The following is a 23,857-nucleotide window of genomic DNA, read 5'->3' on the forward strand; positions in this document are numbered from 1 at the left end:
TTTCGCGCCTCGGCTGAGGGGCGTCTTGTGCGGGTGTCCTGGCGGGGCGGCGCTCACGGACGCGTCGCGCGCTCCAGCTCCAGGAGTACGGAGTAGTAGGCGCGGCCCGTGGCGTGGTCCATGCCCACCTCGCACATGCGGTTCGCCGAGAGGTGCGCGTCGAAGGGACGGGCGGTGACCTCCGCCGCCTCCTTGCGGGTGGCCGACTCCGTCAGCTCCTTGTGCAGCATGCCGCGGTCACCGGCGAAGGCACAGCAGCCCGCGTCGTCCGGGACCACCACCTCGTCCGCGCAGGCCTCGGCGACGGCGCGCAGCTGGGCCTCGTCGCCGAGGTGACTCATGGAGCAGGTGGGGTGCAGGACGGCGGAGCCGACCGTGCGGTGCACGGTCAGGTGGGGGAGCAGCTCGTCCGCGGCCCAGACGAGCGAGTCGACGACGTTCAGCTCCCGGTGCAACTGCCGGTTGTCGGCGGTGAGATACGGCACGACCTCATGCGCGATACCGAGCGTGCAGGACGAGGCGTCCACCACGAGCGGCAGCCTGCCGCCCGCCGTCCAGCCCCAGGCCGCCTCGATGATGCGATTGGCCATGACCGCGTTGCCCTCGTCGTACCCCTTGGAGTGCCAGATCGTCGCGCAGCACGTCCCCGCGACATCGTCCGGAATCCAGACGGGCCTTCCCGCGCGCGTGGAGACGGCGACCACCGCCTCCGGCAGGGAACGGTCACCCGGGCTCCCGAAGATGCGGTTGACGCACGCCGGGTAGTAGACGGCGTCGGCACCCACGCGCGAGGTGCGCGGCAGCTTGCGGGCGGCTGCCCCCGGGATGTCCGGCAGCCATTCGGGGACCAGATCGGGGCGGACCGCCTTGCGTGCGGCGCGTGTCACCGTGGTCAGGAGCCGGTCGCTGATCCGGTCGGCGGAGGCCACGGCCAGGCGTGCGGCGGCCTCGACGGCCTTGAAGTTCCTGGCGGCGACAGCGGCCACCTTCTCCTCGCGCGGCGAGTGCCGTGCGTGCCGGAAGTCCTTCATCAGGGCGCCCGTGTCGATCCCCACCGGGCAGGCCAGCTTGCAGGTCGAGTCGCCGGCGCAGGTGTCCACGGCGTCGTATCCGTACGCCTCCACCAGGCCGTCCTCGACCGGGGAACCGGGCGCCTGGCGCATCATCTCGCGGCGCAGCACGATCCGCTGGCGCGGAGTCGTCGTCAAGTCCTCGCTGGGGCAGGTCGGTTCGCAGAAGCCGCACTCGATGCAGGGGTCCGCGATCAGCTCCACCTTGGGGATCGTCTTCAGGCCGCGGAGGTGGGCCTTCGGGTCGCGGTCCAGGACGATGCGCGGCGCGAGCACGCAGTCCGGGTCGATGACCTGCTTCGTGCGCCACATCAACTCCGTGGCCTTCGGGCCCCATTCGAGCTCCAGGAACGGCGCGATGTTGCGTCCCGTCGCGTGCTCGGCCTTGAGTGAGCCGTCGAACCGCTCGACGGTGAGCGCGCAGAACTCGTCCATGAACGCGGCATAGCGCTCCACGTCCGCCGGAAGAGCCGCGTCGAAGGCGAGCAGGAAGTGCAGATTGCCGTGCGCGGCATGGCCCGCGACGGCCGCGTCGAAGCCGTGCCGCGTCTGGAGCTCGAGGAGGGCCTCACAAGCGTCGGCGAGCCGGGACGGCGGTACCGCGAAGTCCTCGGTGATCAGCGTCGTCCCGGAGGGCCGCGAGCCGCCGACCGCCGTCACGAAGGCCTTGCGGGCCTTCCAATAGCCCCCGATCGTCTTGAGGTCACGGGTGAAGGCGTTGGTCACCGAGGCGACCGGCGCGACGAGTTCGAGCCCCTCGACGACCTCGGCGGCCGCCGCTTCGTACGCCTCCTGGCGCGCCTCGTCCGGCGCGCGGAACTCCACCAGGAGCGCGGCCGTCGGCTTCGGGAGCCGCGCCCAGTCGGCGGGCACTCCCGCGACGCTGGTCGAGGCGCGCAGGGTGTTGCCGTCCATCAGCTCCACGGCCAGCGCGCCCGCTTCGTTGAACAGGGGGACGGCCGCCGCGGCGGCCGTCAGCGAGGGGAAGAACAGCAGACCCGTGGTGACCTGCCGGTCCAGCGGAAGCGTGTCGAAGACGACCTCCGAGATGAACCCGAAGGTGCCCTCGGAGCCGACCATCAGGCCACGCAGGATCTCGACGGGCGTCGCACCGTCCAGGAACGCGTCAAGGCGGTAGCCGTTCGTGTTCTTGATCTCGTACTTGGCGCGGATACGGGCGGTGAGCTCCTGGTCCGCCTCGATCTCCCGCTTGATCGCCAGCAGGCCCTCGCACAGGGCCGGTTCGGCGTGGGCCAGCTCTTCGTCGGCGTCCGGGTCCGCCGTGTCGACGACCGTGCCGGTCGGCAGGACGAAGGTGAGCGAGGCCACCGTGCGGTACGAGTTGCGGGTGGTGCCCGCCGTCATGCCGGACGCGTTGTTCGCGACGACCCCGCCGATCGTGCAGGCGATGGCGCTCGCCGGGTCGGGGCCGAGCACGCGTCCGTGCCGGGCGAGCGTGGCGTTGGCCCGCAGGACCGTCGTGCCGGGACCGATGCGCGCCTGCTCGCCTTCGCCGATGACCTCGACGCCCGCCCAGTGCTTGCGCACGTCGACCAGGATGTCCTCGCCCTGGGCCTGGCCGTTGAGCGAGGTGCCCGCCGCGCGGAAGACGACCTCGCGGCTCCTGCCGTGCGCGTACGACAGGACGGCGGAGACGTCGTCGATGTCCTCGGCGACGACCACGACCTGCGGCACGAAGCGGTAGGGGCTCGCATCGGAGGCGTACCGGACGAGGTCGGAGATCTTCGTCAGGACCTTGTCCGCGCCGAGCAGCGCGGTCAGCTCCGAGCGCAGCGGCTCGGGGGTGCCCGCGGCCTGCCGGTCCGGCACCCGGTCGTGGGCCGGGCCCCGGGGGTGCGAGGCGGGGCGCAGGGCTTCCGGCGTGGGCTCCAGCAGCGGCATGAGCTCTCCTCGGCGGGGTCGGACGGTCAGGCGGCGCCGGACGGCGGGCGGGGGTCAGCAGCGGCGGACGTCCGGCACATCCAGCAGTGCGTTCAGCAGTCCGCCCAGCTGCTCGCGCTGCTCGGCGTCCAGTGGAGCCAGGATGTCCTCTGCGGCGGCCCGGCGCGCGCTGCGCAGCTGCCTGAGTGCCTTGCCTCCCGCGTCCGTGAGCTCGATGCGGATCACCCTGCGGTTGGTGGGATCGGGGACGCGACGCACGAGATCACTGGCCTCCAGGCCGTCGACCAGGCTCGTCACGGCGCGCGGGACCACTTCGAGGCGCTGGGCGAGGTCGGCCATGCGGGGCGGCGTGTCGTAGTGCACGAGGGTGCGGAGCAGGCGCGACTGGGCCGGGGTGATGCCGATCGGCACCAGATGGCGCTTCTGGATGCGGTGCAGCCTGCGGGTCAGCCGCAGCAGCTGTTCGGCGAGGAGTCCGTCGGCGTCCGGGGTGTTCATGCAGGAACATTATCAGGACCATGTGCATTGTGAGTATAGGTAACAGTGAGCTATGCTCCCTCAATCGTTGTCGGTCGTCTGCCGACTGCCGTCCCGCCTCCCGTAGGAGCCCATTGCGTCCCGACGAACCCAAGTGGACACCGCAGCCCCTGGCCCCCGGCCAAGAGGAACAGCCGCGGCAGATCCGCCGCATCCTGCGCCTCTTCCGCCCCTACCGCGCCCGCCTCGCGATCGTCGGCCTGCTGGTCGGCGCCGCCTCCCTGGTCTCGGTCGCCACCCCCTTCCTCCTGAAGGAGATCCTCGACACCGCGATCCCGCAGGGACGGACGGGCCTGCTGAGCCTGCTCGCCCTCGGGATGATCCTCAGCGCGGTCGTCACGAGCGTCTTCGGCGTCCTGCAGACCCTGATCAGCACGACGGTCGGGCAGCGCGTCATGCACGACCTGCGCACCGCGGTCTACGGCCGCCTGCAGAGCATGTCGCTCGCCTTCTTCACCAGGACCCGCACCGGTGAGGTCCAGTCCCGCATCGCCAGCGACATCGGCGGCATGCAGGCGACGGTCACCTCCACCGCCACCTCCCTGGTCTCGAACCTCACCAGCGTGATTGCCACCATCGTCGCGATGCTCGCCCTGGACTGGCGGCTCACGGTCGTCTCGCTGCTCCTGCTGCCCGTCTTCGTGTGGATCAGCCGCCGGGTCGGCCGCGAACGCAAGAAGATAGCCACTCAGCGGCAGAAGCAGATGGCCGCGATGGCCGCGACGGTCACCGAGTCGCTCTCCGTCAGCGGCATCCTGCTCGGCCGCACGATGGGCCGCTCCGACTCGCTCACCAAGTCCTTCGCCGACGAGTCCGAGCAGCTGGTCGACCTCGAGGTCCGCTCGAACATGGCGGGTCGCTGGCGCATGGCCGTCATCTCGATCGTCATGGCCGCCATGCCCGCCGTCATCTACTGGACCGCGGGCCTCGCCTTCCAGATGGGCGGCCCGACGGTCTCGATCGGCACGCTCGTCGCCTTCGTCTCGCTCCAGCAGGGCCTGTTCCGGCCCACCGTGAGCCTGCTCTCCACCGGCGTGCAGATCCAGACCTCGCTCGCGCTCTTCCAGCGCATCTTCGAGTATCTCGACCTGCCCATCGACATCACCGAGCCCGAGAGCCCGGTGCGCCTGGACACCATCAAGGGCGAAGTCCGCTTCGAGGACGTCGAGTTCCGCTACGACACGGACGAGGGCCAGAGCCGCCCGATCCTCGACGGCATCGACATCACCGTCCCCGCGGGCGGCAGCCTGGCCGTCGTCGGCCCCACCGGCTCGGGAAAGTCGACTCTCAGCTATCTGGTGCCCCGGCTGTACGACGTGACGGGCGGCCGCGTGACGATCGACGGCGTCGACGTACGCGACCTGGACTTCGACACGCTGGCCCGCGCCGTCGGCGTCGTCTCCCAGGAGACGTATCTCTTCCACGCCTCGGTCGCCGAGAACCTCCGCTTCGCCAAGCCCGACGCCACGGACGAGGAACTGGTCGCGGCCGCGAGCGCTGCCCAGATCCACGACCACATCGCCTCCCTGCCCGACGGGTACGACACGGTGGTCGGCGAGCGCGGCCACCGCTTCTCCGGAGGCGAGAAGCAGCGCCTCGCCATCGCCCGGACGATCCTGCGCGATCCGCCCGTGCTCATCCTGGACGAGGCGACCAGCGCCCTGGACACGCACACCGAGCACGCCGTGCAGGAAGCCATCGACGCCCTGTCCGCCGACCGGACGACGCTCACGATCGCCCACCGGCTCTCCACGGTCCGCGGCGCCGACCAGATCGTGGTCCTTGACGCGGGCCGGAGCACCGAGCGCGGCACCCACGAGGAGCTTCTGGCGAAGGACGGCCGTTACGCCGCCCTGGTTCGCAGAGACGCCCAACTGGAGCCAGCAAGATGAAGATATGCACGGAATGTCGGCATTTGCGGGATACCGTGCCCGCATGCTGCAGACCAAGACTCCGCGCCGGGGCACGATTCGACTGACGCGTCGGGGGCGAATCGCCCTGATCGCGACCGGAGCCGTCGCGGCGGTCACCGCCGTTACGGTGCCGCTGCTGCTCCCGGACGACGACGCACGCCCCGAGTCGCTGACCATCCCGGAGGGCTGGCGCTCGGGCCAGGTGTACGGGGCCGTCGACAAGGCCCTCGGCATGCCGGAAGGCACCACGAAGAAGGCCATTCCCAAGGCCGCTCTCAAACTCCCCAGCGACGCGGGCGGCAACCCAGAGGGGTATCTCTTCCCGGCGACGTACCCCATCAGCAACCAGTCGACTCCCGCGTCCGTGCTCTCGTACATGGTGAACACGGCGACCAAGAAGTTCAGCGGCGGCCAGGTCACGGCGGGTGCCGACCGCAACGCGGTGAACGTCTACCAGACCGTCACCATCGCCAGCATGATCGAGGCCGAAGCAGGCTCCAAGGCGGACATGGGCAAGGTGGCCCGGGTCATCTACAACCGCCTCGACCAGGGCATGCCGCTGCAGATGGACTCGACGATCAACTACGCCCTGAACCGCTCGACGCTGAACACACGCGACCGCGACACAAAGATCAACAGCCCCTACAACACCTACACGCGCATGGGCCTGCCCCCCACCCCGATCGGCAACCCCGGCGACGAGGCGATGCGCGCGGCGACCAGCCCGGCGCAGGGCGACTGGCTGTACTTCGTGACGGTGAAGCCGGGAGACACCCGCTTCACGTCGAGCTTCGAGGAGCAGCAGAAGAACGTGGCGGAGTTCAACAAGAACCAGAGCAAGAACAAGGACGAGAAGAAGCAGGACGACTAGCGGCCCGCGCGGCGGCGCGGGTGCGCGCCCGCGCCGCCGCGGGTCAGACCGAAACCGGCACGTCCTCCAGCAGCCGCTGGATGTCCCGCACGGCAGCCCGCCCCGCCCGGTTCGCGCCGATGGTGCTGGCCGAAGGCCCGTAGCCCACCAGGTGGACGCGGGGGTCGGCGACGGCCCGGGTGCCCTCGATCCGGATGCCGCCGCCCGGCTCGCGCAGCCGCAGCGGCGCCAAGTGCTCGATCGCCGCCCGGAATCCGGTGGCCCAGACAATGACGTCGGCCTCTACGTGCCGCCCGTCGTTCCACTCCACGCCGCTCGGCGTCATGCGGTCGAACATCGGGAGGCGGTCGAGCACCCCGTCGGCGCGCGCCTGCCGGATGGCGTCGTTGACGGGAAGGCCGGTCACGGACACCACGCTCTGCGGCGCGAGCCCCTGGCGCACCCGCTCCTCGACCATGGCGACGGCCGAGCGCCCCCAGTTCTCGTCGAACGGCCCCTCGCGGAAAACGGGCTCCCGTCGGGTGACCCAGGTGGTCTCGGCGGCGTAGGGAGCGATCTCCATCAGATGCTGGGTGCCCGAAGCCCCGCCGCCCACGACGATCACCCGCTGCCCCTCGAAGGCCTCGGGTCCCGGATAGACGGCCGTGTGCAACTGCCGCCCGCGGAAGGTGTCCTGCCCCGGATAGCGCGGCCAGAACGGCCGGTCCCACGTGCCCGTGGCGTTGATCAGTGTGCGGGTCGCCCAGGCCCCGGCCGACGTCTCGACCAGCAGCCGCCCGCCGTCGCCCTCGCGGACGCGGTGTACGTCGACGGGCCGGTGCACGCGCAGGTCGAAGCGCCGCTCGTACTCCTCGAAGTACTCCCGGATGACCTCCGAGGAGGGCCGTGCGGGGTCGGCGCCGGTCAGCTCCATGCCGGGGAGGGAGTGCATCCCATGCACTTTGCCGTAGGTGAGCGAGGGCCAGCGGAACTGCCAGGCGCCGCCGGGCCGGGGCGAGTGGTCCAGGACGGCGAAGTCCCGGTCCGGCTCGAAGCCGACCCTGCGCAGGTGATGCGCGCTGGACAGGCCCGCCTGCCCGGCGCCGATGACGACTGCGTCCACCTCTTGTGCCGCTTCGTGTGCGGCCGCGTCCCGTGCCCCGATGTCGTTCACGCTTCTACTAACTCCATCGGGGCCCGGGATCTTCCCGCGCCGGGATCCGGGTCAGCGCCCGCCCGCCACCAGGAGCGGGGCGCCGCCCGGAGCGGAGGCAGGGCGCCCGTTCGCCGCGGGTACTCCGGCCAGCTGCGACGCCGGAATCCGGGGCAGAAGGCCGCGCGCCGCGAGATCGGGGATCACGCCCTCGCCGAACCAGTAGGCCTCCTCCAGATGCGGATAGCCCGAAAGCACGAAGTGCTCGACGCCGAGCGCGTGGTACTCCTCGATGCGATCGGCGACGTCCGCGTGGCTGCCGACGAGCGCGGTGCCCGCGCCGCCCCGCACGAGACCGACACCCGCCCACAGGTTCGGCGAGATCTCCAGGTCGTCGCGGGAACCGCCGTGCAGCGCCAGCATCCGCTGCTGGCCGACGGACTCGCTGCGGCCGAGCGCCTGCTGGGCCGCGGCGATGGTGTCCGGGTCGAGGTCGTCGAGCAGCCGGTTGGCCGTGGCCCACGCCTCGGCGGCGGAATCACGCGAGATGGTGTGCAGCCGGATCCCGAACCGGACCGTGCGCCCCTGCTCCTCGGCGAGCCCACGAATCCAGTCGATCTTCTGCTTGACCTGCTCCGGCGGCTCGCCCCACGTCAGATACACGTCCGTGTGCCGAGCGGCGACGGGCCCGGCCGCCGGCGACGAACCGCCGAAGAAGATCTCCGGCAGCGGGTCCGGCGGCAGCGCGGTCAGGCCGCCCTCCACGTCGTAGTGCTCGCCGTGGAAGTCGAAGGGCTTGCCGCCCCACACGCCCCGTACGACCGACAGGAACTCGTCCGTGCGGGAGTAACGCCGATCGTGGTCGAGGTGGTCGCCGAAGCGCCGCTGCTCGGTCGAGTCGCCGCCCGTGACGACGTTCAGGAGCAGGCGCCCGCGCGTGATGCGCTGATACGTCGCCGCCATCTGCGCTGCCAGGACCGGGGAGATGACGCCAGGACGGAACGCCACCAGGAACTTGAGCCGCTCGGTGTGCTGGGCGAGGGCGACCGTCGTCAGCCAGGCGTCCTCGCACCAGGTGCCGGTCGGGGTCAGCACCGCCTCGAAGCCCAACTGCTCGGCCGCCTTGGCGATCTGGATCAGATAGTCGATGTCGGGGGCCCGCACTCCGCTGACGGGAGTGACGCGGGAGCGTGTGATGCCGCCGTCGGTGTAGGCGCGCCGGTCGACGAGGGTGCGGCCGTCGCCGCCGGTCGGCAGGAACCAGTTGAGGTGGACGGTCATCGTCAGGACTCCTTGTTGTACGTGCGCGGCTTGCTGGTCGAGGGCGGCAGGTCGCCGTTGAACCGGGTGTCGACGAAGTCACCGAAGTCGATGCGGCGCGGAATGAGCTTCTGGTCGGTGAAGGTGTCCGCGATCTCCTGCTCGGAGGTGATCACGTTCTTGTCGACGGCCACCGGGACCCGCGTGCCGTTGCTGCGCTTGACGGCCGCGAGCGCGACCTCGTACGGCAGGCCGGTGTCCTTCGCCCAGACCTTCGCCCACGCCTCCGGGTGGTCGTAGACCCAGTCCTGGGCCTTGCGCAGCCGCCTCAGGTAGTCGTCGACCGCCGCGGACTTCTTCTTGTCCTTCAGGGCGTCCGGCGCCGCCACCTGGAAGTTGAGGCCGTTCACCAATCCGTCGCCGTCGGTCAGGACGCGGCCCTGCTTGCCCTGGAGAACCTGCGAGGTGTAGGGGTCCCAGACCGACCAGGCGTCCACCTTGCCGCTGGTGAACGCGGCCAGCGCGTCGGCCGGCTGCAGATACTTGACCTTGACGTCCTTGAAGCCGAGCCCCGCCTTCTTCAGGGACGCGATCAGCTGGTAGTGCGCCGACGAACCCTGTGCCACGGCGACGGACTTGCCCTTGAGGTCCCCCGGCTTCTTCAGCGGCGAGTCGTTCGGGACGAGGATGGCCTCGCCCGCGGCGGTGCCGTGGGTCGCGGCCACCACGGAGATCTTCGAGTTCGCTCCCGCGGCGAAGACGGGCGGCGTGTTGCCGACGGCGCCGATGTCCACGGCCTTGGCGTTGACGGCCTCCAGGAGAGGCGGCCCGGAGGTGAAGGTGGACCAGCGGATCTTGTACTTCAGGTCGTCGAGCTCCCCGGCCGCGCGCAGCACGGCCTCCGCACCGCCCTTCTGGTCACCGACGTTGAGGGTGAGCGACCCCTTGCCGTCGGTTCCGCCGCCTGATCCGGCGGATGAGGTGCTTGCGGATGAGGCGCCGGAGCAGGCGGAAAGGAGCAGGGCAAGGGGGAGGAGCAGGGCGGGGGCGGCGAGGTGTCGTCGCATGGTGAGTCCGTTCGGTGTGTTCGTGCTGTTCACGGGGAGGGGGCGTGCGGGCGGTTCACGCGGCGGCGACGGGTTCCGCCTCCGCTGCCTCGGGCGCGTCGACGCCCAGACGCCGCAGAAGCTCGGCACGCAGCTCGGCGAAGCGCGGGTCGGAGATGCCGCGCGGCCGGTCCAGATCGATCTCGGTCTCGTACGCGATGACCCCCTCGTCCATGACGAGCACCCGGTCGGCGAGGAGTACCGCCTCCTCGACGTCGTGCGTGACGAGCAGGACGGCGCAGCCGCGACGCTGCCACAGCTCGTCGACGAGACGCTGGGCCTTGATGCGGGTGAGCGCGTCGAGCGCGCCGAACGGCTCGTCGAGGAGCAGCAGATCGGGCTCGCGCACCAGGGCGCGGGCCAGCGAAGCACGCTGAGCCTCTCCGCCGGAGAGCGTCTTGGGCCAGGCGTTCGTACGGTGCTTGAGCCCGACCTCCTCCAACGCCCGCTCGGCGACGCCGCGTTCAGGTTTCCCCTTCAGGCCGAGCAGGACGTTGCGCCACACACGCTTCCAGGGCATGAGCCGCGGCGCCTGGAACGCGACGGCCTTGCGGCGCGGCACGAGGACGGTCCCCTCGATGTCGCGGTCGAGCCCGGCGAGGATGCGCAGCAGGGTCGACTTGCCGCAGCCGCTGCGCCCCAGCAGTGCCACGAACTCGCCCGGCTTCACGTCGAGGTCGAGCTGATCGATGACGGCGCGCCCGTCGAAGGAACGGGTCAGCCCTTCGACACGTACGGCCGAAGTGGCGCGCGTGGTGGGGGAGTTGAGGGCATTGGGAGTCACCGGCCGGTGAACGTCGGTCGCCATTGCAGCAGCAGCCTTTCGAGAGCGCGGACGATGAAGTCGGCGATGAGGCCGAGGAAGGCGTAGACGATCAGGCAGACGACGATCACATCGGTCCGCAGGAAGTCACGCGCCTGCACCATCAGGAAGCCGATCCCGGAGTCGGCGTTGATCTGCTCGGCGAAGACCAGGGCGAGCCAGGCGATGCCGAGGGAGTACCGGAGCCCGGTCATGGCGCCGGGCAGCGCGCCCGGCAGGATGACGTGGCGCACGAGTCCCCACCGCGAGAGTCCGAGGGACTCCCCGGCCTCGATGAGCTGCGAGTCGACCCCGCGGATTCCCGCGTACACGTTCAGATAGAGCGGGAACGAGACACCCAGCGTGATGATGGCGACCTTGGGCGCCTCACCGATGCCGAACCAGATGATGAACAGCGGGATGAGCCCGACGAACGGCACGGTGCGCAGCATCTGCACGCTGGCGTCGACGAGATCCTCGCCGACGCGGAAGAGCCCGGAGACGAGCGCGAGCGCCGTCCCGACGACCGTGCCGAGCAGCAGTCCCACCGCGACCCGCTGCAGGGAGACTCCCATGGCGGAGGTCAGCGAACCGTCGCTGAGGAGGTCACGGGCGACTCCGGCGATGGTCCCCGGCGAGGCGAGGATGTCTTTGGTCAACACCCCGGTGGAGCTGAGGAGTTGCCACAGCGCGAGGAGCGCCAGAGGGCCGGAGGTGCGGCGCAGCCAGCGGGGGACGCGGGTGCGGCGGGTGGATGCGGGGACGATGGGGACGAGGTCGGTCGGCGCCGACCGGGTGTCTTCGGCGCCCTCGATGCCCTCGACGTCTTTGACGTCCCCGGCGGGATCGTCGGACTTGGATATACCCGAAATGTCGGACGAGGAATCCGGCGGGGCATGGCTGATGCTCATGGGGCTCCACGGCAGGAGGGAGGGATGCCCGAAAGGCCTACGCGCGGGACGGCGAAATCAACCGCGCGAAGGCGTCAGGGCAGAGAAAGGCAGAGGGTGAAATGCGGGCTGAGGGAACGTCAGCAGCCGCGACGACACGCAGCAGAAGCCACCCGCAGCAGGTCGATGTGACCGCGCGTGGTGAGCAGAGCTGAACGCAACATGCGGCAGAACGTAGCCAGATCGTCTGCGCACGGTCAATGGCGTCTCGAAAGGCGGACACCGCGTATCAGCGAATGGGAGAGCGATGAGGGACGATGGACCCATGTCTGACGCTTTCACCACACGTGTCCTGAACGTCACCACCGGCTCGGCCGAGAAGGTCCTCGACCTCACCGACGACTGCCAGAGCTTCCTGCGCGAGGCGGCAGCCGGCCGCGACGGCCTGCTCAACGTCTTCGTCCCCCATGCGACCGCGGGCATCGCGATCCTGGAGACGGGCGCGGGCAGCGACAACGACCTGCTGGCCGCGCTGCACTCGCTGCTCCCGGCCGACGACCGCTGGCAGCACCGCCACGGCAGCCCCGGCCACGGCCGCGACCACGTCCTGCCGGCGCTGGTGCCACCGCACGCGACGCTGCCGGTGGTGAGGGGTCAACTGGAGCTGGGGACCTGGCAGTCGGTGTGCCTGGTGGACACGAACCGGGACAACCCCGACCGTCAGGTGCGGTTGAGTTTCCTGGGCTGACCGAGAATACGATGAGGATCTTGCCGGAGGCGGAAGGAACGGGTTGTGCCTGATGAGCCGATCGATGTGGTGATCGCCGACGATCAGGAACTGGTCCGGGCCGGCTTCGAGATGATCCTGGATGCCCAGCCGGGCATCCGGGTCGTGGGTGTCGCCCGAGACGGTGTCGAGTGCGTCGAACTGGCCCGACGGCTCCGCCCCGCGGTGGTGCTGGCCGACATCCGCATGCCGCGCATGGACGGCTTGGAGGTCACCCGCACCCTGGCGGGCGAGCCGCCCGGCGAATCCGCGATGAACGTCGTGGTGATCACCACCTTCGACCAGGACGACTACGTACGCGACGCCCTGCGCTACGGCGCCTGCGGCTTCCTGCTCAAGGACGCTCCGCCCGCGCTGCTCGTGGAGGCGGTACGGGCGGCCTCTCGCGGTGACGCGCTGGTCTCGCCCGCGGTCACCGTTCGGCTGCTGCGTGGACTGCGGCACAGGGCCGGCGGTGAGGAGCAGCAGGAGGCCGCCGGGCTGAGCAGCCGGGAGACGGAGATCGCTCGCCTCGTGGCCGTGGGACGCACCAACCAGGAGATCGCCGAGGAGCTGTTCCTGTCGCTGTCGTCGGTGAAGACGTACCTGGCCCGGATCCAGGCCAAGGTCGAGGCCCGCAACCGCGTGGAGATCGCGGCCTGGGCGTGGGAGAACGGCGTGGTCACCTCGCGGGACCAGCGTCCGTGAGGGGGCGCGGGAGTCCGGCCACCACCTCCCACTGACCGGAGCTCGTGACACCGGCCCGGAACGTGCCGTCGAGCGCCTCGACGCGTTCGCGAAGACCGATCAGGCCGAAGCCGCTGCGCCCGCCCGCCGGATGATCCGCCTGGCGCTGCCCCGCGCTGTTGGTCACCGTCACCCGCACCCACCCCGGGTCGGCGTCCAGACGCACGGTCACCCGCTCGGCCGGGGCATGCCGCAGCACATTGGTGAGGGCTTCCCGGACCACCCGCAGCACAGTCGCCTCGACCTCCGGGCTCAACCGGCTCGTGCGGACCGCGGCGCTCGCCTCAAGGCGGGCCGCCGGAGCGTCGGGCCGGTGCCGGGAGAACTCACCGACGAAATCCCCGAGTTCGGCGAGGAGGTCGCCCGGCCGCAGCGCCTGATGGTCGTCCTCGCGCAGCACCCGCACCAGCCGCCGCATCGACTCCAAGGTCTCCGTACCGGACCGGGCGATCGCATCCAGGGCCGGCTCGACCTTCTCGGGCGCGGTCGCGTGAACGGTCCTGGCCGCGTTGGCCTGCACGATGATGCCCGTCATGTGGTGGGCGATCAGGTCATGCAGATCACGGGCCAGAGCCAGCCGCTCGGCGTGCCGCACATCCCGTACGGCACGCTGCCGACGGGCCTCCGACGCGCGGACGACGCACCCCATGGCGATGCCGAGCGAGAGCAGGATCGTCACCATGTAGCTGCCCCCGACGAAGCCGTCCAGGGTCCGAGTACGCAGCGTCTGCATCAGCATGCCGACGGCCAGGGCGGCGACCGTCCACGCCATGGCGCGGGTGCTGCGGACCTGGGCGAGGGTCTGAATGATCAGAAACAGCAGCGCGAACATCTCCAGATACCCGAAGTCCGTTCCGCTCACCGGCACGAACAGGCACACGCAGCTGAGCGTGAGGGAGATGGCGGCCGCTCCCACCGCCCGCGCGGGGAAAGGCAGCGGGTGGTGGGGGCCGGGGAGTGCGAGCGCGGCCAAGGGTCCGGTCACGAACACCGGCAGCCAACTGGTGGGCGCGATCGGCGGCTCGGTCACGAACAGCAGCACCAGGATGTCGGCCGCCCACAGCAGGGCCAGGGACACCACCGCGGCGGCGGAGACGACGCGGCGGATGCCGGGCAAGAACGGAAGCTTCCAGTCCACGCCACCAGCCTAGGGAGCCGGATGGCTCATGTGGTGTCGGCCGGATGACCGACAAGGAACGCCGCACCCCGTACCCAGGACTGACGCGGCGTCGCCGCGTACTGCCGCAGCATGGTTCGAGGGCACGGGCGTTCCCCCGGCGCCTGTGCCCCGCCCGGCCCGTCGGCAGACAGCGCCCGGCACACCCTCCGGGCAGCAGCCCAGGGCCCCGACCGCTTCCCATCCTCGTCTCGTTCCTGACGTACGGAGACTGTTGTTCTCATGGCTACTTTTCTGCACCGGCTCGGGCTCGGCGCGTTCAGGCGGCGCTGGCTGACCCTGTTGTTCTGGGCGGTCGTACTCGGCGTCGCGGGTGCCGCTTCGGCGGGCAGCAGCGGCAGCGGCGACTCGAACATCACGCTGCCCGGCATCGAGGCGCAGAAGGCGTACGACGTGCTCGGTGAGAAGTACCCCGCGGCCAACGCCGACGGGGCGAGCGCCCGTGTCGTCGTCCGGGCACCCGAGGGGGAGAAGCTGGCCGCCGACGAGCCGCGAGCCGAAGTCTCCGCACTGCTCAAGGACTTGCGGGGCTCTTCGCCCCGAGTCGCCTCGGTCGCCGACCCGTTCAAGGCCAAGACCATCAGCGCCGACGGCACCACCGGCTACGCCCAGGTCACGTACAAGACCAAGCCCGCCGAACTGACGGACGCGGACCACGGCCACCTCGACGACGCCCTCGACGCGGCACGCGGCCAGGGCCTGACCGTGGAGGCGTCCGGCAGCGCGCTGGCACCCGCCGAGGCGAGCAGCTCCTCCGAAGCGATCGGATTCGTGCTCGGCGCGTTGATCCTGGTCGTCACCTTCGGCTCGTTCATCGCGGCCGGCATGCCTCTGCTGACCGCCCTGCTGGGGGTCGGCATCACCATCAGCGCCATCACCGCGCTCACCACGGCCCTGGATCTCAACAGCAGCACCTCGTCCCTCGCGACCATGCTGGGCATCGCGGTGGGCATCGACTACTCCCTGTTCATCGTCTCCCGCTACCGATCCGAGCGGGCCGTGGGTCACGACGCCCGCGAGGCGGCCGCCCGGGCGAACGGCACCGCGGGTTCCGCGGTGGTCTTCGCCGGGCTGACCGTCGTCATCGCCCTGGTCGGCCTGGCCGTGGTGAACCTGCCCATCCTCACGGCCATGGGCATGGCCGCCGCCGGTGCCGTCGTCGTTGCCGTCCTGGTCTCCGTCACCCTGGTCCCGGCCCTGCTCGCTTTTGCCCCCGAGCGCGTTCTCGGCCGCGCTTCCCGCAAGAAGGCCGCCGGTCCGAAGGCCGTCGGCACGAACGGTTCGAAGGCCGCCGGTACGAAGCCGCCCCTGGCGGAGCGCTGGGCGGGCTTCGTCCTGCGCCGCCCCTGGAAGGTCCTGCTCCTGGCGGTCCTCGGCCTCGGTGTGATCGCGCTGCCCGCGACCAGGCTCGAACTGAGTCTGCCCGACGACAGCACCAAGCCCGCCTCCACCACCGAGCGCAAGGCCTACGACATGCTCGCCGAGTCGTTCGGCCCTGGCTTCAACGGCCCGCTGACGCTCGTCGTCAGCGGCAGCGATCCGGCCGCCACGAAGAACGCCGTCGGTCAACTCGACGACAGCGTCAGGGACATGAAGGATGTGGTCACCGTCGCCCCGGCCACGTACAACCCGGCCGGTGACACCGCGATGGTCAACCTCGTCCCCAAGAGCTCGCCGGCGAGCGAGGAGACCAAGGACCTCGTCCACACCATCCGCGACCAGGCCAGGAGTGTCCAGACCGCCACCGGTGCACTGGCCATGGTCACCGGCACCACCGCGATGAACATCGACGTCGCCGCGAAGTTCGCCGACGCGATCATCCCCTACCTGGCGCTCGTCGTCGGCCTGGCCTTCCTGGTCCTGATCCTCGTCTTCCGCTCGATCCTGGTGCCGCTCAAGGCGGCGCTCGGCTTCCTGCTGTCCGTCCTGGCCTCTCTCGGCGCAGTGGTCGCGGTCTTCCAATGGGGCTGGCTCAAGGGCCTGTTCGGCCTGGAGGCCACCGGCCCGATCATGAGCCTCATGCCGATCCTCCTGGTCGGGATCGTCTTCGGCCTCGCCATGGACTATCAGGTCTTCCTGGTCACCCGGATCCGGGAGGCGTACGTCCACGGCGCCGACCCGCGCCAGGCGATCACGGAGGGCTTCCGGCACAGCGGCAAGGTCGTCATCGCGGCCGCGCTGATCATGACGGGTGTCTTCGCCGGGTTCATCGGCGGCGACGACGCCATGATCAAGTCGCTCGGCTTCGGTCTGGCCATCGGGGTCGTCTTCGACGCGTTCGTGGTCCGCATGACCATCGTGCCCGCCGTCCTGGCCCTGCTCGGCGGGCGGGCCTGGTCGCTGCCCGGCTGGCTCGACCGACGTCTGCCGCACGTCGATGTCGAAGGCGAGAAGCTCGGCAGCACGGCCCCCGAGGTCCGCGAACCGGCCCCCAGGGAAGCCGACATCGCTCCGACCGGCTGAGCTGACCGCGGCAGGCTGTGCAAACGCCCCGGCGGGAAGTCGGCGGTCAGCGGCGGCCGGTGGCCAGGATGACGAGGTACTGGCCGCCGCCCGGCTCGATGTCGGCGGTCACCGGCAGCCCCGGTACCAGTCGGGAGAACCGGTCCACCAGCCAGTCCGCCGCCTCCTGGGCGTCCCGCCTGGTCGGACAACGCCCCACCATCTCGCGGCCCCCCTTGCGCTCCAGCCTCGCGGCAACGGTGATCAGCGGCGCGGGTTCGACCACGTACAGGCGGTCCGGCCAGGCGATGTCCACCTTGACCGCGCCCTTGCGGGTGTTGCATCCGCGGTGCGCGAGCCGCTCGGTGACCTTGGCCTTCCGGTCGGCGGTCCGGCTGTCGACGCTGGGGCCCCGCGGGTCGTTCACCGACTCGTCGGGATCGACCGCTTCGTCGCACACCCAGCAGCGCCAGCCGTCGCGCTCGGCCACATCATCAAGAAGACTCATCCGAGCAAACTAGCCTGCCCCGGCCCTCACCCCGCGCACCAGGTCCCCCAGCGGGAGGTCCGGCGGTTTTTGGCCGGATCATGGCCGAGACATGAGCGGTCCGTTGACAGGTGTCCGGTGTGTTCGTAGCTTCTCGAATCGTTGGAAATATCGATGATTTGATTACTCGATCATTCTGGATTCGGGGGAACGATGTCCGGACGAACGACTTCGGTGGGCGGGCGGGGGTGGACCCTGGCCGTGGTGTGTGTGGCCACGTTCATGCTGCTGCTCGATCTGACCGTGGTGAATGTGGCGCTGCCTGACATCAGGGACGCCTTCGACGCGAGCTTCACCTCGCTGCAGTGGGTGCTCGACGCGTACGCCCTCGGTCTCGCCGCCGTTCTGCTGACGGCCGGATCGCTGGCGGACCGCCTCGGGCGCAAGCGGGTCTTCAACGTCGGCTTCGTCGTGTTCCTGGCGGCTTCTCTGGCCTGTGGCCTCGCGAACGATGCCGCTGTCCTGTCCGTGGCCCGGGGGGTTCAAGGGCTCGGGGGAGCGGTCCTGTTCGCCGTCGGACCCGCGCTGATCGGGCAGGAGTACCAGGGCAAGGACCGGGGCAAGGCCTTTGGCGTCTTCGGTGGCGTGGTCGGCCTCTCCATCGCCTTCGGTCCGCTCATCGGGGGCGCGCTCACCGATGGGCTGAGCTGGCGCTGGATCTTCCTGGTGAACGTTCCGGTCGGACTGCTCGCCATGGTCGTGAGTGCGCTGAAGATGCGCGAGTCCCGCGTGGAGTCGGCCCCCGCCGTGGACTGGTGGGGTCTCGTGCTCTTCACCGGCGCGCTGACCCTGCTCGTCCTTGCGCTGCTGCGAGGAGAGGCCGAGGGGTGGGGCAGCGCGCCCATCGTCGGCATGTTCGTGGCGTCTGTGGTGCTCCTCGGCGCGTTCGGCGTCGTGGAGAGGCGTCGCGGTGAACGGGCCATGTTCCAGCTGTCGTTGTTCAGGAACAGGACGTTCAACGGGGTGTCGGTGGTGACGCTGCTGTGCGCCGCCGCGACGATGTCCGCGATCTTCCTCCTGGTGTCGTACGTGCAGAACGTCCTTGCGTACTCGCCGTGGGAGACCGGCCTGAGGTTCCTTCCGCTGACCGCGACGCTGTTCGTCGCGGCCGCGGTCTCCGGATCACTGACCACGCGGGTGCCGCAGCGGCTGCTGATGGGAGCTTCGCTCGCGCTCATCGCGATCGGTCTCTTCCTCGTCGCGCTCACCGGCCCTGACACTTCCTGGACCGCGCTGCTGCCGAGCATGTTCGGGATCGGCCTGGGCATGGGGCTGTTCAATCCGCCGCGCGCGTCGTTGTCCATCGCCGTCGTGGAACCGTCCAAGGCGGGCATGGCATCGGGGATCAACGAGACGTTCCAGCAGGTGGGCGTCGCCATCGGCATCGCGGGGTTCGGCGCGGCCTTCCAGGGCAGGGTGAGTGACCTCTTCGCGCAGTCCGCGGCGGGACGGCAACTGGGCCCGGACGCGCACGAGTTCGGGGAGGCCGTGGCGGCGGGCGGCGGCGCGGAAGCAGTAGGCCGTGCGCCGTCGGCGCTGGCCCCCGCACTCGAAACGGCGGCCCGCACCGCCTTCGTGGACGGGCTGACCGACGTGATGTTCGTCTGTGCGGTCGTCGCCGCCGTCGGCGCGGTGGTCGGATTCGCCTTCATTCGTACGCGCGACCTGCACGAGAGCGCCCGGGGCGAGACCGTGGAGGTGGAGAGCAGGGCTGTGGTGAACGGCGTGGACGCACAAGGGCTCTTGGAGGGCGAGAGCGCCGGAGTGCCGGCCGTGGCCCAGTCCGTACGAGCCGGGGGAGATGGGTAACCCGGTCGGAGACGGCCGGGCTACCCGCCCCGATCGGACGCGGCACCTCGGTGGCACCGGCCTTGGAGGCCGGTGCCACCGCCAGTACCCTTGACGCCATCGACGATCGGCACAGGGGATGTTCGGCATCACCGAAAAACGGCATCCCCTGACCCGGTCGTTTCACCGAGATCTCAGCAGCACATCAGCAGTAAAGGGGAACGGCCCGGATGACTGAGGCGACGCCCGCTCCGACGCAACCCGCCGCGCTCGACTTCCCCCTCGTCCGCAGGACCGGCTATCTGCTGAACAAGGCGGGATCGATCCTGATGGAGGACGCGGAACGGGCGCTCATGGCGCAGGGCATGCGCCTGCGCTATTTCTACGTCCTGGCCGCGCTGGAGAGCGATCTGAGCCTGTCTCAGCAGGACCTGAGCAGACTGCTCCACCTCGACCCGACGACCATGGTGGCTCTGATCGACGAGATGGAGCGGGCGGGCCATGTGGAGCGGCGGCGCAATCCGTCGGACCGCAGGCGCTACATCCTGCGGCTCACCGACGGCGGCCGCGAGGCACTCGAGCGCGCCGGGCAGGCCGTCGACGCCGTGGAGCGGGATTTCCTCTCCGCCGTGCCCGCCGAGGACCGCGACCGGCTGCGGTCGCTGCTCGGCGATCTGCTCGCCGACCGCTGGCCGCGCGTGGTCGCCTGCGAGTGAAGTCCGACCGGTTTCGGAATTGATCCGGCCCAACTGGAGTTAAAGGATCCCTTTTTGAGGTTTCCTTTGGGTGGATCTGTGCAGGCCGTCACAGAATGCCGTGAATAATTGCTTTCCCCTTTGACCGCTGGATAGTCTTTTTTCTGTCCGGGCCGCATGGTCCGCGACACGGGGGAAGGTAAACGGGGAATGAGCAACAAGGAATTATTATACGGATCTCTGGACAGCTGCCTCGGGCCTGGCAGCTCCCGCTTTTTCGGAAGCGGATACAAACGCGTCACCCAAGGCCTCAAGGACATCGCCACCGACGGCTCCACGGAACCGGGTGCACGCGTCACCGCGCGCGGCACGCTCACCTATCCGCGCGACTGGTCCCGCAAATCGGACGCCGGTGAGCTGCGACCGCACCTGAGCAGCATCGACGCGCTGGTGCTTGCCGCGAACCTGGCGGAGACGCACCTCGGCCGGGCCTTCGGGCTCGGCGCCGCCGAGCGGCGCAGGATCTGGCTGCGCCGCGCCGATGTGCGGGCCGGCAGCACGCCTCACGAAGACCTCGCGGACTTTCCTGTCGAGGGCAGGCTGGTCGCCGTGGACGGTCCGACCGGGGAACGCGGTCTGCTGGCCAGTACGTTCGACTGCCTGGTCGGGCGCCTGAAAGTGCGCTGCACGCTGGTGCACGAGCAGGGCGGCGGTGCGGGGACACCGGCCACGTACGCCGACGAGGCGCAGGCACTGGGGCCGGCGCGAGCCCGTCACTACGGCGTGGGCTACAAGCAGCGCGAACAGCACGCCGAGCAGGTCCGCGTCGACCTCGACCGGCAGGAGATCCGAGGACTCCAGCGCGTCGTCGCCACGGACGAGGACGCGCACACCTGCGGGGCGGAAGCGGCCTACGGTCCTTCGGTCTCCCTGGTCGACGCGCTCGTGGGCGTGGCCCAGCTGTCCCAGATCCTGCTCTACGCACAGGACGGGCTCTCCCGCGGCAGCAGCGACACGCTCTGGATGAGGCGCTTCGTCATCAGTGCGGGCACTCCGGTGCGACCGCTGGGGCACAGCTTCACCCCGACCGTGCGCACCGCGAACTCCCGGCTCCTGTCCATGGGTGACGCCCGCTGGCGCACCGCGGAACTCGCGGTGGACGATTTCGCGGGAATCGACGGCCGTTGCTGGCTGGCGCACCGTCTGCCCGCCGCCGCATAACCGCACCGCCGACTTCGCCACCGGCGCCGACTTATTCCATTGTTGGGGAATTCAATTCGCGCCGGTGTTGCACGTGAGAAACACAGTTACGCCCAAGCAACACAACGGGGGAAACAGATCATGCGTTTTACGCCCACGCTCCGATTAGGAGACGTGCTCGTCGTGCTCGAAGGACCGGCCCGCGTGCTCTGGGACGAGCCCGCTCCCGGCCCGGGAGCGGGACACTGGACACCGACGGGGCTGTGGCCGGACGCGGCACAGCGCACCGAGATACGCGAGCACCTGGACGGCGAACGGCCGCTGCTCGTGCTGCTCGACGAGGCCCGCGCCCGCGTCCCCATGCTGCGCGAGGAGTGGCGGGCCGCGCCCTGCCGGCTGCCGAACGTCCGGGTGGGCGCCGACTCCGGCGATCTCGCGGACGGCGAGGTCATCGACGTCCGGCTGCCGTTCCTCGACTGGCTGCCCGAGGCACACAGGGAGCGCGCCCTGCGCTTCCTCGCGGAGAGCGACGCGGCACTCTCCCGCACGCCGGTGGCGTTCCTGCCGCCGCTGATGACCGAGGAACGGCGCGACGGAGAGCCGCCGAGCCCGCGCTTCGCCCGGCGGCTGCTGCCGAACGCCCTGACGGCGGACCGTCTCGCGGCAGCCGTCGACCATCTGTTCGCCGATGCGTCGCACTGCTGCGCGGCGGCGACCGGCTCGGCGAGGTGACCCGATGAACCAGGCAGCGCACGCCGACGCCGCGGGCGGATACGGCCACTTCCCCAGCCTGGGGGAGATCGGCCTCCTGATCGTGGCGACGGCCGCACAGAATCTGGCGCTCACCGGGTGGCGGACGGCGGACGGCCGCAATCGTCAGGCGGAAGACGTCACCGCCCCGAGGAGCCACTGATGGGACGTTCGGTCATGGTCACCGGCGGCAACCGAGGCATCGGGCTCGCCGTGGCAACCGCCCTGGCGGCCGACGGCGATCAAGTCGCCGTCACTCACCGGGACACCGCTCCGCCCGACGGACTGCTCGGCGTCCGCGCCGAGATGACGGACAGTCAGAGCATCGACGCCGCCTTCGAGAAGGCGGAGGCCGCACACGGGCCGGTCGAAGTGCTCGTCGTCAACGCGGGCATCACACGGGACACGCTGTTCCTGCGCATGGACGAGCAGGACTTCACGGACGTCGTCGACGTCAACCTGCACGGTGCCTTCCGCACGATGCGCCGCGCCGTGCGGGGCATGGTGCGGGCGCGCTGGGGCCGGATCGTCCTGATCTCCTCCATGACCTACGCGTACGGAGCGCCGGGGCAGGTCAACTACGGGGCCGCCAAGGCCGGGATGCTCGGCATGGCCCGCTCCCTCGCCTGGGAACTCGGCCCCAGGAACATCACGGTCAACATCGTCGCGCCGGGCCTGATCGACACGGACATGAGCCGCGGGATCACCGATCGCCGGCGGGAACATCTGCTGGCCATCACCCTGCTCGGCCGTGCCGGAGAAGCAGCGGACGTCGCCGCCGCCGTGCGCTACCTCGCCGGTGAATCGGGACGCTTCGTCACCGGAGCGGTCCTGCCGGTCAGCGGCGGCCTGGGCCTGGGCGGCTGACCACATCACCTCACACCCGGCTTCGGCCGGGCCACCGACAACGGGAAGAGAGCACCTCATGGGGGACACAAGCACCCCGCAGCGCGGTCTGCACCTGGCGATCTCCGGGACGTACTCCAGCGGCAAGAGCACCACGACCGAGACACTGTCGATGGCGACGGGCATCCCCCGTACGCACGCGATGACGTCCCGGGAGATTCTCCTGGACCTCGTGCCGGGCAAGCAGGTCCAGGAACTCAGCGCGATGGAACTGACGATGCTCGGGTTGCGCCGGCTCGAGGAGCGGATCCACCACGAGGCGGGCCAGGGGCCGTTCATCTCGGACGGCTCCGTGATCCACGAGTGGATCTACGGCGAGGCACGCATGCGGGTCGGCATCAACCCCGGGGCGAACCTGCTCCTGCGAACGGTGAAGAACATCGCCGGGCTGCCGGTGAAGCGGTTCTACCGCCAGTACATGGACGCCTACGGCGCGGTCGCCAAGGCCCGTGCCAAGCGGATCTACGACGCCTACGTGCATCTGCCGGTGGAGTTCGAGATGAAGGCCGACGGCCATCGGCCGGTTTCCGAGCCGTTCCGGAAGATGTCCGACGACCTGCTGATCGAGACTCTGGATGAGCTGGACATCCCCTACCACGTGGTGGGCGGCACCGTCCGTGAACGCGTGGAGCGGATCGTCGAGATCTTCGACCTGCCCCTGGTGATGCCGCTCGACGAAGCGATCGAAAGGGCAGGTACGAAGGTGAGCCAGGCCACCGAGATCCTGGAGAAGGACGCCCGCTTCCACGAGGCCCAGCGGACCAAGTCCCTGCGGCGGCGCGTCTCGTACGCGGTGCGTTTCTGAGAGAACGAGGAGGTTCAGGCTGCCGGGACGAAGCTGGGTCTGCTCTCCTCCTCTGCGCCCGCGGCGAGTTGGGCGTGGAGTCCCGCGAGGCCCTTGGCCAGCGCGCGCCGCTCGGCCTGGGGCAGGGCGTTGATGGCGTGGTGCAGCGTGTTCTCGCGCTGCTCGCGGATGCGCAGCAAGTGGTTCTGTCCGTCGGCGGTCAGCCGCAGAGTGACTTCCCGTCCGCTTCCGGGGCAGGGCAGCCGCTCCAGGAAGCCGATGGCCTGCAGACGGTCGCACATGCGGGTGACGGAGGGCGGGGTGGTGGCGAGCCGCTTGCACAGGGTACGCATCCGTATCCCCTCGGCGCGGTCGACGACGTACATCAGGCGTAGTTGGGAGGTGGAGGCGGGAGCGATGGTGGCCGACCCTCTGGCGTGTTCCCACATCACGTCCAGCAGTTCGACTATGCCGCTCGCGGACCGGGTGGCCGCGTCGGAGAACGTGCGTGCGGTGGACTCTGGTACTGGCATGTGCGCCCCGTCAGTGTGTGGCTCCGCTCCCCGCGCGGA

23 protein-coding genes are annotated in these 23,857 nt (G+C 70.1%); 12 read left to right on the forward strand and 11 right to left on the reverse strand.

The genetic code is table 11. The annotated features are described in order from the left end of the window. Nucleotides 1-53: 53 nt before the first annotated feature. Entirely contained in the window at nt 54-2,972 is a 2,919-nt protein-coding gene (locus tag ABZ833_RS07760) for an FAD-binding and (Fe-S)-binding domain-containing protein (RefSeq protein WP_361042517.1), read from the reverse strand. Nucleotides 2,973-3,026: 54 nt separating this feature from the next. Then, a complete protein-coding gene (locus tag ABZ833_RS07765; RefSeq protein ID WP_249592175.1) occupies nt 3,027-3,470 on the reverse strand; it encodes a MarR family transcriptional regulator in 444 nt (147 codons plus the stop codon). A gap of 149 nt (nt 3,471-3,619) precedes the next feature. Between ABZ833_RS07765 and ABZ833_RS07770 the strand changes: the two genes are divergently transcribed. Beyond that, nucleotides 3,620-5,401: an ABC transporter ATP-binding protein gene (locus ABZ833_RS07770; RefSeq protein WP_361043147.1), complete on the forward strand. Its 1,782-nt coding sequence runs from the start codon at nt 3,620-3,622 to the stop codon at nt 5,399-5,401. 46 nt (nt 5,402-5,447) lie between these two features. Further along, on the forward strand, nt 5,448-6,293 hold the full coding sequence (mltG, locus tag ABZ833_RS07775) for an endolytic transglycosylase MltG (protein ID WP_361043149.1): 846 nt from the start codon (nt 5,448-5,450) through the stop codon (nt 6,291-6,293). A gap of 43 nt (nt 6,294-6,336) precedes the next feature. Here mltG and ABZ833_RS07780 read toward each other — a convergent pair whose 3' ends face one another. The 6 genes from ABZ833_RS07780 to ABZ833_RS07805 all read right to left on the reverse strand — a co-directional run bounded on the left by ABZ833_RS07780 (nt 6,337) and on the right by ABZ833_RS07805 (nt 11,707). Then, nucleotides 6,337-7,446: an NAD(P)-binding domain-containing protein gene (locus ABZ833_RS07780; protein WP_361042520.1), complete on the reverse strand. Its 1,110-nt coding sequence runs from the start codon at nt 7,444-7,446 to the stop codon at nt 6,337-6,339. Between the two features lie 51 nt (nt 7,447-7,497). Beyond that, complete coding sequence (locus tag ABZ833_RS07785; RefSeq protein WP_361042522.1) at nt 7,498-8,706, reverse strand: LLM class flavin-dependent oxidoreductase; 1,209 nt, start codon at nt 8,704-8,706, stop codon at nt 7,498-7,500. Nucleotides 8,707-8,708: 2 nt separating this feature from the next. Beyond that, nucleotides 8,709-9,752 (reverse strand): ABC transporter substrate-binding protein, encoded by a 1,044-nt coding sequence (locus tag ABZ833_RS07790; protein WP_361042525.1) that lies wholly within the window; start codon nt 9,750-9,752, stop codon nt 8,709-8,711. A 55-nt stretch (nt 9,753-9,807) separates the two neighbouring features. Next, complete coding sequence (locus tag ABZ833_RS07795) at nt 9,808-10,599, reverse strand: ABC transporter ATP-binding protein (protein WP_361042528.1); 792 nt, start codon at nt 10,597-10,599, stop codon at nt 9,808-9,810. Continuing rightward, nucleotides 10,572-11,504: an ABC transporter permease gene (locus ABZ833_RS07800; RefSeq protein WP_361042530.1), complete on the reverse strand. Its 933-nt coding sequence runs from the start codon at nt 11,502-11,504 to the stop codon at nt 10,572-10,574. The genes ABZ833_RS07795 and ABZ833_RS07800 overlap by 28 nt, the downstream gene beginning before the upstream one ends. A gap of 119 nt (nt 11,505-11,623) precedes the next feature. Continuing rightward, complete coding sequence (locus ABZ833_RS07805; protein WP_349817350.1) at nt 11,624-11,707, reverse strand: putative leader peptide; 84 nt, start codon at nt 11,705-11,707, stop codon at nt 11,624-11,626. A gap of 101 nt (nt 11,708-11,808) precedes the next feature. Between ABZ833_RS07805 and ABZ833_RS07810 the strand changes: the two genes are divergently transcribed. Together ABZ833_RS07810 and ABZ833_RS07815 are read left to right on the forward strand one after the other, a co-directional pair. Further along, nucleotides 11,809-12,231: a secondary thiamine-phosphate synthase enzyme YjbQ gene (locus tag ABZ833_RS07810; protein ID WP_361042532.1), complete on the forward strand. Its 423-nt coding sequence runs from the start codon at nt 11,809-11,811 to the stop codon at nt 12,229-12,231. A gap of 45 nt (nt 12,232-12,276) precedes the next feature. After that, on the forward strand, nt 12,277-12,957 hold the full coding sequence (locus ABZ833_RS07815) for a response regulator transcription factor (RefSeq protein ID WP_361042536.1): 681 nt from the start codon (nt 12,277-12,279) through the stop codon (nt 12,955-12,957). Here the strand turns inward: ABZ833_RS07815 and ABZ833_RS07820 are convergent. Continuing rightward, complete coding sequence (locus ABZ833_RS07820) at nt 12,932-14,134, reverse strand: histidine kinase (RefSeq protein WP_361042539.1); 1,203 nt, start codon at nt 14,132-14,134, stop codon at nt 12,932-12,934. The two genes, ABZ833_RS07815 and ABZ833_RS07820, sit on opposite strands and share 26 nt — an antisense overlap. A gap of 261 nt (nt 14,135-14,395) precedes the next feature. On the opposite strand from ABZ833_RS07820, the gene ABZ833_RS07825 reads away from it, so the two are divergent. Then, nucleotides 14,396-16,636 (forward strand): MMPL family transporter, encoded by a 2,241-nt coding sequence (locus tag ABZ833_RS07825; protein WP_361042542.1) that lies wholly within the window; start codon nt 14,396-14,398, stop codon nt 16,634-16,636. Between the two features lie 46 nt (nt 16,637-16,682). On the opposite strand, the gene ABZ833_RS07830 is transcribed toward ABZ833_RS07825, so the two are convergent. Further along, entirely contained in the window at nt 16,683-17,123 is a 441-nt protein-coding gene (locus ABZ833_RS07830) for a hypothetical protein (RefSeq protein WP_361042544.1), read from the reverse strand. 192 nt (nt 17,124-17,315) lie between these two features. On the opposite strand from ABZ833_RS07830, the gene ABZ833_RS07835 reads away from it, so the two are divergent. The 7 genes from ABZ833_RS07835 (at nt 17,316) to ABZ833_RS07865 (ending at nt 23,306) form a co-directional block, all read left to right on the forward strand. Beyond that, a complete protein-coding gene (locus ABZ833_RS07835; protein WP_361042548.1) occupies nt 17,316-18,971 on the forward strand; it encodes an MFS transporter in 1,656 nt (551 codons plus the stop codon). A gap of 209 nt (nt 18,972-19,180) precedes the next feature. Beyond that, nucleotides 19,181-19,666, forward strand: a complete 486-nt coding sequence (locus ABZ833_RS07840) for a MarR family transcriptional regulator (protein ID WP_361042550.1) — start codon at nt 19,181-19,183, stop codon at nt 19,664-19,666. 189 nt (nt 19,667-19,855) lie between these two features. Further along, entirely contained in the window at nt 19,856-20,866 is a 1,011-nt protein-coding gene (locus tag ABZ833_RS07845; protein ID WP_361042553.1) for an AvrD family protein, read from the forward strand. Between the two features lie 120 nt (nt 20,867-20,986). Beyond that, nucleotides 20,987-21,577 carry a hypothetical protein gene (locus ABZ833_RS07850; RefSeq protein ID WP_361042555.1) on the forward strand — a complete coding sequence of 197 codons (591 nt, stop codon included), beginning with the start codon at nt 20,987-20,989 and terminating at the stop codon, nt 21,575-21,577. A gap of 4 nt (nt 21,578-21,581) precedes the next feature. Continuing rightward, nucleotides 21,582-21,758, forward strand: a complete 177-nt coding sequence (locus ABZ833_RS07855; protein WP_361042558.1) for a hypothetical protein — start codon at nt 21,582-21,584, stop codon at nt 21,756-21,758. Continuing rightward, a complete protein-coding gene (fabG, locus tag ABZ833_RS07860) occupies nt 21,758-22,462 on the forward strand; it encodes a 3-oxoacyl-ACP reductase FabG (RefSeq protein WP_361042561.1) in 705 nt (234 codons plus the stop codon). Before ABZ833_RS07855 ends, fabG begins: the two co-directional genes overlap by 1 nt. 58 nt (nt 22,463-22,520) lie before the next feature. Beyond that, nucleotides 22,521-23,306: an ATP-binding protein gene (locus ABZ833_RS07865; protein ID WP_361042563.1), complete on the forward strand. Its 786-nt coding sequence runs from the start codon at nt 22,521-22,523 to the stop codon at nt 23,304-23,306. A 14-nt stretch (nt 23,307-23,320) separates the two neighbouring features. Here ABZ833_RS07865 and ABZ833_RS07870 read toward each other — a convergent pair whose 3' ends face one another. Then, a complete protein-coding gene (locus tag ABZ833_RS07870; protein WP_361042566.1) occupies nt 23,321-23,818 on the reverse strand; it encodes a MarR family transcriptional regulator in 498 nt (165 codons plus the stop codon). Nucleotides 23,819-23,857 lie beyond the last annotated feature (39 nt).

The organism is Streptomyces sp. NPDC047525 (assembly GCF_040643025.1).
GTDB lineage: Bacteria > Actinomycetota > Actinomycetes > Streptomycetales > Streptomycetaceae > Streptomyces > Streptomyces durmitorensis.